This window comes from Bacteroides sp. 43_46 (genome assembly GCF_001915455.1).
In the GTDB taxonomy this organism is placed as follows: Bacteria; Bacteroidota; Bacteroidia; order Bacteroidales; family Bacteroidaceae; genus Bacteroides; species Bacteroides caccae.
On the sequence record NZ_MNQN01000100.1, the window covers coordinates 66,854 to 76,101 of the forward strand.

Annotated in this window: 7 protein-coding genes and 2 tRNA genes; 3 read left to right on the forward strand and 6 right to left on the reverse strand. The window is 40.9% G+C overall.

Translation table 11 applies throughout. The features are described from left to right. Nucleotides 1-9: 9 nt before the first annotated feature. From BHV72_RS08790 to BHV72_RS08805, 4 genes are all read right to left on the reverse strand, one after another. Nucleotides 10-1,185, reverse strand: a complete 1,176-nt coding sequence (locus BHV72_RS08790; RefSeq protein ID WP_286855599.1) for an Lcl C-terminal domain-containing protein — start codon at nt 1,183-1,185, stop codon at nt 10-12. Between the two features lie 12 nt (nt 1,186-1,197). Then, complete coding sequence (gene rbsK / locus BHV72_RS08795) at nt 1,198-2,133, reverse strand: ribokinase (protein WP_005675284.1); 936 nt, start codon at nt 2,131-2,133, stop codon at nt 1,198-1,200. A 42-nt stretch (nt 2,134-2,175) separates the two neighbouring features. After that, nucleotides 2,176-3,099 carry a ribokinase gene (gene rbsK / locus BHV72_RS08800; protein WP_005675285.1) on the reverse strand — a complete coding sequence of 308 codons (924 nt, stop codon included), beginning with the start codon at nt 3,097-3,099 and terminating at the stop codon, nt 2,176-2,178. Between the two features lie 226 nt (nt 3,100-3,325). Further along, entirely contained in the window at nt 3,326-4,867 is a 1,542-nt protein-coding gene (locus BHV72_RS08805) for a BT2802 family ribose utilization protein (RefSeq protein WP_286855600.1), read from the reverse strand. Nucleotides 4,868-5,212: 345 nt separating this feature from the next. Between BHV72_RS08805 and BHV72_RS08810 the strand changes: the two genes are divergently transcribed. From BHV72_RS08810 to BHV72_RS08820, 3 genes are all read left to right on the forward strand, one after another. Beyond that, nucleotides 5,213-6,016, forward strand: coding sequence for an inositol monophosphatase family protein (locus BHV72_RS08810; protein WP_005681778.1), 804 nt, complete (start codon nt 5,213-5,215; stop codon nt 6,014-6,016). A 30-nt stretch (nt 6,017-6,046) separates the two neighbouring features. Further along, nucleotides 6,047-6,754: a ComF family protein gene (locus tag BHV72_RS08815; RefSeq protein ID WP_032838197.1), complete on the forward strand. Its 708-nt coding sequence runs from the start codon at nt 6,047-6,049 to the stop codon at nt 6,752-6,754. Between the two features lie 843 nt (nt 6,755-7,597). Further along, a complete protein-coding gene (locus tag BHV72_RS08820) occupies nt 7,598-9,013 on the forward strand; it encodes an alpha-L-fucosidase (RefSeq protein WP_122264183.1) in 1,416 nt (471 codons plus the stop codon). 38 nt (nt 9,014-9,051) lie between these two features. Here the strand turns inward: BHV72_RS08820 and BHV72_RS08825 are convergent. Next, a tRNA-Asn gene (locus BHV72_RS08825) sits at nt 9,052-9,125 on the reverse strand. Nucleotides 9,126-9,153: 28 nt separating this feature from the next. Further along, nucleotides 9,154-9,227, reverse strand: a tRNA-Asn gene (locus BHV72_RS08830). Between the last annotated feature and the right edge of the window lie 21 nt (nt 9,228-9,248).

Sequence of the window (9,248 nt, forward strand, 5' to 3'; positions counted from 1 at the left end):
GATTGTTAGTTAATAGGCCCGGATAGGAAGAACACCAATTTTCCAACCGCTTTTTGAGCAGATTTCAGAAACGATATTAGTCTCTTCGTAGAAGTTCACATAATAGGCAGACCAGCCGGCTTCCCCGTCGCCTTCACTTGAAGTCCAGTAATTGTTTGCCGGAATATTGACTCCTTTCTCAGCTAATAAACTTTTAACTTTGAATACTTCGATCAGTTCTTCTCTGGAAGGGAGGAACCAGTCGGCATATACGGCATTTCCTTCAGTGACACTGTTGTCCAGACAAAGTTGGGCGGCAATTTTGACTCCTTGCCACTCGGGCCAGTTGTTCGCACTTTGCAATGCATTAAACTTTTTGACTATATTTTGAGTGTTTGTATAGCCGCTTCCCATGTTTTGACTCGTTCCGGCCGCGTCCGACGGATTTACCTCCGGACCGAATTGTTCTGTTCCCGTACCGATGTTACTCATGTTTACGATATATCCGTGTGCCTTTGCAGCGTCCACCCAGAATACAACACCTCCTCCGAGTTTGTCGCCAACATTCGTTTCGATAGTGATTGTTCCAAGATTACTTTTCCGTTCTCCCCTGATAATCATAATAGAGTTTACCCCGTATAATCCTTCCGGAAGTGTAAATTCTACTCCTTCTTCATTAAGAGTTAATGGCAGATTGTATTCGACGCCTGTCGGGTAGAAAGAAGCATATAATACGGCGACGTCCCCTGCTTCAAATCCTTTTCCCTGAATCTCGACTTTGCTCTTGGGCTGTACATTACCTGAAGGGAGAACGATATCAATGATCGGAACAACGAAAGGCACTTTGAAAGTTCCGTTTAAAACGGTCTGTTTCCCTGCTCTTTCAATTGTTACGGTATACTCGCCGCCTGCTTCTACCGGGACGATAAACTTCAGGTAACTGTCTGTAATCTCCGTGACTTCTACCTTTTCTTTCTGGTTGTCAGCGTTACTTAAATAGACTATATCTTCTTTTGCAAAACCGAGTCCGTTGATTTGCGCAACCTGACCGGGGATGATGTCATTTTCCGAAGGAAATTTTATTTCCTTTAGAATGGGGGCTATGGGAGTAGCGGTGTGTTCGTCCTCGCTATTACAACTATAAAAGCTGCATACTATCAAGCCCGATAAAATAGGGATGAGTAGTCGTTTCAAATAGGTTTTCATGGTTCATTAAATTTAAAAGTTGAACGATAAGGCTAATTCTTTTTCAAGCATGAAGTGCTTCACTTCATCGAGAGTGGGAATAGACGGTTGTGCACCCGAGCGTGTGACTGCAATGGCTGCCGCAGTGTTGGCAAAGTTGAGTGCTTCCCGGTCTATTTCTTTTTTTGCACAAACGACCGCCAATGCGCCGCAAAAAGTGTCACCTGCGGCGATTGTGTCGATCGCATTTACTTTACAACCGGGAAGTTGGATGGTTTCTTTAGCATTTTTCATGTATGCACCTTGGCTTCCCAGTGTGATTACCACATTGCTTGTACCCGCTTTCAGCAATGTTTCGGCTATTTCCTCAAGATTATTATCTGTATAATCTATCCCTGAGATGAATGAAGCTTCCAGCTCATTGACGACTAGTATATCAATGGCTTTCATCAGCTCCTCATCGATCAGACAGGCGGGTGCGGGATTGAACAATACCTTTTTACCTTTTTTCTTTGCTGATAGAGCTATTTTTTTTATTGTTTCGTAAGGAATCTCAGCCTGCATGACGATGATGTCGGCTTCGTCAATTACTTTTGAGAAATGGGTGATTGAACCGGGTAATAAAGAATAGTTAGCTCCGGGAGCTACTGCAATGCAGTTCTCACCACTGTCAGCCACAAAAATAAGTGCGGTTCCTGTGGGATGATTGACATCATCAATAATGTAATCGGTGGTGATACCTTCTTTCTTAAAGTGATTTTTTAAAATATCCGCATACATATCATTCCCCAAAGAGGTGACAAACGTCACAAAGCCGCCAAGCCTGGCTGCCGCCACAGCCTGGTTGGCTCCTTTGCCTCCGAGGGACTGCATGAAATTTGCATCTCCGACTGTTTCGCCGGGTGCCGGGAGATGGCTGACTTGTGCAACCATGTCGATGTTTGAACTTCCAATAACTACTACTTTCATTTGAATCAGATTTATGTGATAGACCTAGGCTTTTTCTTTATTCTATAAGTTGACTTCCCTTTTGTATGGAATAGCACTCTGGGCACCGATGCGTGTGACGGCAATGGCGGCCGCTGCATTTGCGAATTTTACGGATTCGGCCAACGAATGTCCTTGGGATAGATACACACTGAATGCTCCGCAGAAGACATCTCCTGCTCCGGTTGTGTCGATCGTCTCTACTTCTTTTGCAGGAATCATGGTATATTCGTCCTTTTCTTTCACGTAGGCTCCGTCTTTTCCCAAAGTAATGACAACATTTTCTATACCTTTCTCTCCGATAGCTTTAGCTGCCCGGTGCGCACTCTCAACATCCATTACTTTTATTCCTGATAGCATTTCTGCTTCTATACGATTAGGCAATATAGTATGTACATTATTTAAAAAGGAGTTGCTCAACGTAGAGGCAGGCGCTGGATTGAGTATTACTTTCTTACCGTATCGGTTGGCAATAGTAGCCGCGTACTCTACTGTATCTATCGGAACTTCAAGCTGCATGAGTATAATATCGGCTTCCTTGATTTTTTCTTCCGCTTTATTGATATCTTCTGTTGAAAGCGAACGGCTGGCACCCGGTGCTACAATAATACTGTTTTCACCAAACGAATCGACAGAAATAAGAGCTACTCCTGACGGGCTTTTCTGATCGGTGAATATAAATTCAGTATTGATTTTCTCAGATCTGTATATTTCTAAAGCTTGCAGCCCGAATAGATCGTAACCAATTTTGGAGATAAAGGTGACTTCCGCTCCCAACCGGGCCGCTGCGATTGCCTGATTGGCTCCTTTTCCTCCGGGGTTCATATAGAAAGTTCCACCTAGAATGGTTTCTCCGGGGACAGGTAGTCTGTTGGCTTTCACAACCATATCGGTATTACAGCTTCCGATAACTACGATTTTGGGTCGATTGCTAGATATAGTTTCCATAATATTAATAATTAAGATGATGCAAATAAAAGGAATAATAACGCGTCGTTTTTTACATTAATATTCCATTTATATAATTTCAAATTATATATTTGGGATGAAATATCCTGTTTAAAAATAATTTATGGATTGTATTGTTGTGCGGAATTATATAATTACAAACGGATAAAGTGAAAATAAGGAGAGCGTTTTAGTGTTGTGAGTTTAGATGATCTGCTTTTTCTTTTTAGATTTCTTTAGCATTTGTGTGCCGTTTAAGAACATCAGACAGTTTTTCTTTTCGTATTTTTGATTCTATCCATGCGGTAAAATCGAAAATGCGTAATAGCTGATTTTCGTATTTATCATTGTATAATTCATGAATTTCGGGATATAACTTTTCCCAGAAATCTTCCCGGTCTTTTCTTAGAATAGGCAGATTACTTTTATTTAAGAACCATAAAACCGTATGCTCTGTTTTGAAAGTCTGCTCTTTGGGAGAAGACAGGCTGCGGGTAATAGAACGGGATTCGTGTCGTATCAATTCAAATTCTTGTGTCTCATAGTAAGCTATAAGACGAACCAGACGAATGGTTCTCATTAATGGCAGGTATTTGATATTATGATCTATAATGGCATTACTGATATATTTTTTTGCGGCCTTGTAATTTTGGTTCCCGATGTGTATGAGGGTCGTGTAAAGTAATAGCTCGCTTTTACGAATCGGACTTAACCATGCTTCTTTATCATAAAGTGTTTCCTGATAACGGTTCATGAGTTCTGTACATTCAGCAAAGTTCCCTTTGTCGAGGTAAGGAAATAGCTCATATTGGAAAAGCAGGCAAGTTGCATTTACCTTAAATTCCAATGAAGAATCCTCTGCGATTAACTTTCTTAATTTCTCCAGGAAATAGGGTATCTCATTATAATTTCCAACCGACCGCAGACTACCGAGTACTCCTTCAAGTACAGATAAATAGTAAATGGGGGGATTCGACCAGAATTGCTGATTCTGTTCAAATAATGAGTTAAGCTCTTTGTATGAATTTAGGGCAGCTCGGTAATCTCCCGCCCCCATTAGATAGTTTGCTTGAAAGAGTTTATGGTTTCGTGTCAATTCAAAGTTTCCTTCCGCGTCTGAAGAAGCGGCTATATATAGCTCGTTGACCATAAGGTCGTTCATATCTTGTTTTTGCTTCGCAGTTCGTATGGAGCCGATATGAGAGAGGCGGTATTTTAGTAAATTGTGCAGAGAAGATTGCTCCGTTATTTTTCGGATTTTCTTTAAAGATTCATTTTGGATAAAATGTTTATGAAAAAGTTCTTGTTCTGTCATGTTGGGGAAATTCAGCCGTAGCAGATATTCCAGTTCCTGTTTTTGGGCAATTGTCAGTATCTCATTGTTTTCGTAGAATTGAGCTTGCTCAATTGTGTTGGATAGAATCTCGAAACATTCTTCGAACAGAGAGCGCTCATACAACATACGGGCTTTGCATAGATCATTCAGCAGATCATAATAGATGTCTTTCTTCTTCCTTAATGTGAGCAGCGTGTCTACCAGTTTCTCATATAAATATTGAATGGATACTTCGAAGGAGCCTCTCGGCCTGCGCTTATAAAATTCTTCTTTCACTGTATTTCCGTTGGGTTGTTTACTCTTCGTGATAATGTCGTAAATCACAAGATAGTCCTTCTCCTCCTTGTCTTTAACGACCTGCAAGGAGAAGTGTTTCTTTTCTGATTTTGATAAAGAGTATATTAGGGAGATAACGGAATCGACTCTTTTCATGAAAGTCCTTTCAATTAGTATTAGATTGCAATATTCGGGAATTTCTGTGAAAAAAGCAAGTTATTCAAGAAATTAACACATCCGGTTTAAACGAGCTCAGACCGGATGTGTCTCTAAATATTAATGAGTTCTTTGCAACATTAACTATACTCTATCATTCAAAGAACTTTAGTTCTTCGAATGATAAACTTCGGTTCTTCGAATAAAATTATGCATTCAAAGTTATTAATATTTTTAGGTAAAGGTGTTATTTTGTACATTTAATGAGAAAATATTATTTTCTTTCCATGTTTTTACGGGAAAAACTATACCTTCGAAGCACATTTATTTAATATTAAAGAAGAAATGTTGGATTTAAAACAGCTCACAGGCGATGTATGCCGTATCGCAACCGAAGCCGGGCATTTTTTGAAAGAAGAGCGGAAGAATTTCCGTCGTGAGAGTGTGGTGGAGAAACATGCACACGATTATGTGTCTTATGTAGATAAAGAATCGGAGGTACGGATAGTTAAGGCTCTTTCCGCTTTGTTACCCGAAGCTGGCTTTATAACGGAGGAAGGCTCTGCCACTTATCAGGATGAACCTTATTGCTGGGTTATTGATCCGCTGGACGGAACAACGAATTATATTCACGATGAGGCTCCTTACTGTGTATGTATTGCTTTGCGTAGTCGCACCGAACTGCTCTTGGGTGTTGTCTATGAAGTTTGCCGGGACGAATGTTTCTGTGCATGGAGAGGGGGAAGGGCCTTTATGAACGGGGAAGAAATACACGTTTCAGGTGTTCGGGATATAAAAGATGCATTTGTCTTTGCTGAGTTGCCATATAATGCCCAACAATACAAACAGACAGCTCTCCACTTGATAGATAAACTTTACGGAGTAGTGGGCGGCATTCGTATGAATGGCTCTGCCGCTGCCGCGATTTGTTATGTTGCTATGGGGCGTTTTGATGCGTGGGCGGAAGCTTTTCTCGGAAAATGGGATTATTCGGCAGCGGCTTTGATTGTGCAGGAAGCCGGTGGGCGGGTTACCGATTTTTGCGGTAACGGACACTTCATGGACGGCCATCATATTATAGCGACTAACGGATATTTGCATTCTGTATATCAACAGCTTATTGCAGAAGTCCCTCCATTGGATATGTGACGATATTGTAGCCTTCAATTCTCTATGATTATGAAACACACATTTCTTGTTAAAGAATGGTTTGGGGCATTTCTTTCCCTCTTATTCCCTCGTTGTTGCGTTGTCTGCGGCAGGCCATTGGCAAAAGGGGAAGAATGTATTTGTGCTGTGTGCAATATGGATTTACCACGTACCGATTATCATCTTCGAAGAGATAATCCGGTTGAGTTACTATTCTGGGGAAAGTTTCCTTTGGAACGGGCTACGTCTTTTTTCTACTATCGGAAAGGGAGTGATTTTCGACGGATACTACATTTGCTTAAATATGGAGGGCAGAAAGAGATAGGAGCCATCATGGGGCGATACATGGCTGCGGAATTGATAGAGTCCGGTTTCTTTCAGGGAATCGATGTGATAATTCCGATTCCGCTGCATGAGACGAAACAACGCATCCGTGGCTATAATCAGAGTGAATGGATAGCGCGGGGAATTGCTGCCGTGACTGGAATCCCCGTCGATACGGAAGCTGTTGTACGTCGGAAATATACGGAAACGCAAACGCGTAAATCTATTTTTGAACGTTGGGAGAATGTGGAGGGAATCTTCGAATTGCATCATGCTGAATCCTTGATTGGAAAACACGTGCTAATAGTGGATGATGTGTTGACAACGGGAGCAACTACCGTAGCATGTGCTTCCCGGATCATGGAAGTAGAGGGTATACGGATAAGTGTGCTGACATTAGCGGTAGCAGATTAAATGTATTCTCTTTAGTAGTACCGGATAATCGAAAAAATAGGGGGATATTCCTTTGGTGGAGTTTGAGGGTGTTAATCCTGAAGATTGTATCTGCATATTTGGAAGAAATGAAAAATGTTATCTTATATTACTTCGTAAACGGATACGCTTTTCGATGCTCTTCTATTCTATAATGCAGTTTTCTCTATTTTTACAACCAGCTATTCCGCTATTAATAAACTTGATTTCTGTTTATAATAAACTTTTGGATAGTTTATTATAAACGGTATCCGAATTTATTAAAAACTATTTTTCCCGTTTTTCGAAAATGGATTAAATATTTTAAGTAAAAATATAAACAAAATAGGACAATAATCGTTAGACTATTGCCCTATATCATATCTATCCTGATACTAAAATATATCAGTCGGAATGTTGTTTATGTATCTATTTTTCTTATATTTATCATGCTGTTTATCACTTTTATTTCTTCAAAGATACAAAATAAAAAGTCGTTTGTCAAGTATTTCAGAAGAAAAGCAGACTATTCATGCACGGCTGAGATAATAAGGGGCTATCAGTAAGCTTCACTTGTCGTTTAGTTAGGTTTCAACAAACTTACTCTATTTTCATGTGGTATCCAATTTTGTTCAGTTAATGAAACAAAATACAGGGTATTGGCTTATCTAAAGGGCTTGATTCTTCGCATAAAAATACTAATTCATGCATGAAATAAGAAAATCTTATTTTTCTTCTATGCTTTTTGCGGGAAAAACTATAACTTCGGAGCGCTTTTGATAACCCGTGGAATTGTTGTTGTGACAGGAATTCCTTATAGATACTCAAGAAAAGATAGAAAAACGCATGAGAAAAATTGTAGTTTTATTTGTTGTGGCATTTTGCCTGCTCTCCACAGGAATGAGAGCTCAACACACATTTGTACATAAACAATCATCGACCTACGAATGGCCGGAAGACTCTCTCGTATTGAAGAAACTGGACCAGTGGCGTGATTTGAAGTTCGGTGTTATTTTTCACTGGGGACTTTATGCCGTGCCTGGTATTGTTGAATCGTGGGCTCTGTGTTCCGAAGACGTGGACTGGATCAGTCGTTACGGTCACAATAACTATCAAGAGTTTAAGGATTGGTATTGGAACGGATTGAGTAAGCAGTTCAATCCGACTGAATTCGAACCTGCCCAATGGGCGGAAGTGACGAAACAAGCCGGTATGAAATACATGATTTTTACGACTAAACATCATGACGGCTTTTGTATGTTCGATAGTCAATACACGGATTTTTCCATATCCCGGTGTGCTTTTAAGGAGCATCCGAAAGCGGATGTTGCCAAGTATGTATTCGAAGCCTTCAGAAAGGAAGGGTTTATGACAGGCGCTTATTTTTCAAAACCGGACTGGCATAATCAGGACTATTGGTGGGATTATTTCGCTACACCTAATCGGAATGTGAATTACAAGATAGAACGTCATCCTGAGAAATGGGAAGCTTTTAAAACATATACACATAACCAGATTGGTGAACTGATGAGCAATTATGGAACGATTGATATCCTATGGTTGGATGGCGGGTGGGTTTCTCCTCGTAACAATCAGGATATCGATATGCCGCAGATTGCTGCTATGGCGCGTGCAAAACAACCCGGCCTTTTGGTGGTAGACCGCACTATTCATGGTAAATATGAGAACTATCAGACACCGGAACAAAAAATTCCTGAGCATCAGCTTCCCTATCCATGGGAAAGTTGTGTGACGTTGACTACGGATTGGGGCTGGGTAAAGAATCCGGTTTATAAAACACCTAACCGGATTATCTCCATTCTGATGGAAGTGGTTGCCAAAGGCGGAAATTTACTTCTTGGAGTAGGACCTACTGCCGAAGGCCTTATCGAACAACCTACTGTAAAACGTTTGCAGGAGATTGGACGCTGGATGCAGAAAAATGGGAAGGCTATTTACCATACCCGGATCACCCCCAATTACCATTGTGGGAATGTTTGGTTCACTGCCGATAAGAATGGCAGAACCCTTTATGCGTTATACGCTTTGCCTGAAGGAGAAACGCTGCCTGCTGTCATTGAGTGGGAGGGGAATGTTCCTGAGCGTGGTACAAGTGTCAGACTGTTGTCCACAGGACAACGTATGAAATGGATAGAAAGAGATGGGAAAGTGGCAGTGACATTACCTGCTAAATTGGCAGGTAGCACCGAGCCTATTGCTCTTCAGTTCGATACTTCTTTGCCGAAACAAAACAAGAAGTGATAATAAAAAAGCCACCCATTTAGGTGGCTTCTTTTTTGCTCTTCCTCTTGGACTTGAACCAAGGACCCTCTGATTAACAGTCAGATGCTCTAACCGACTGAGCTAAGGAAGAATGTTTGCAACTAAGATTTCTAACTTTGCTCTTCCTCTTGGACTTGAACCAAGGACCCTCTGATTAACAGTCAGATGCTCTAACCGACTGAGCTAAGGAAGAATGTTTTTCTCAATTGCGATG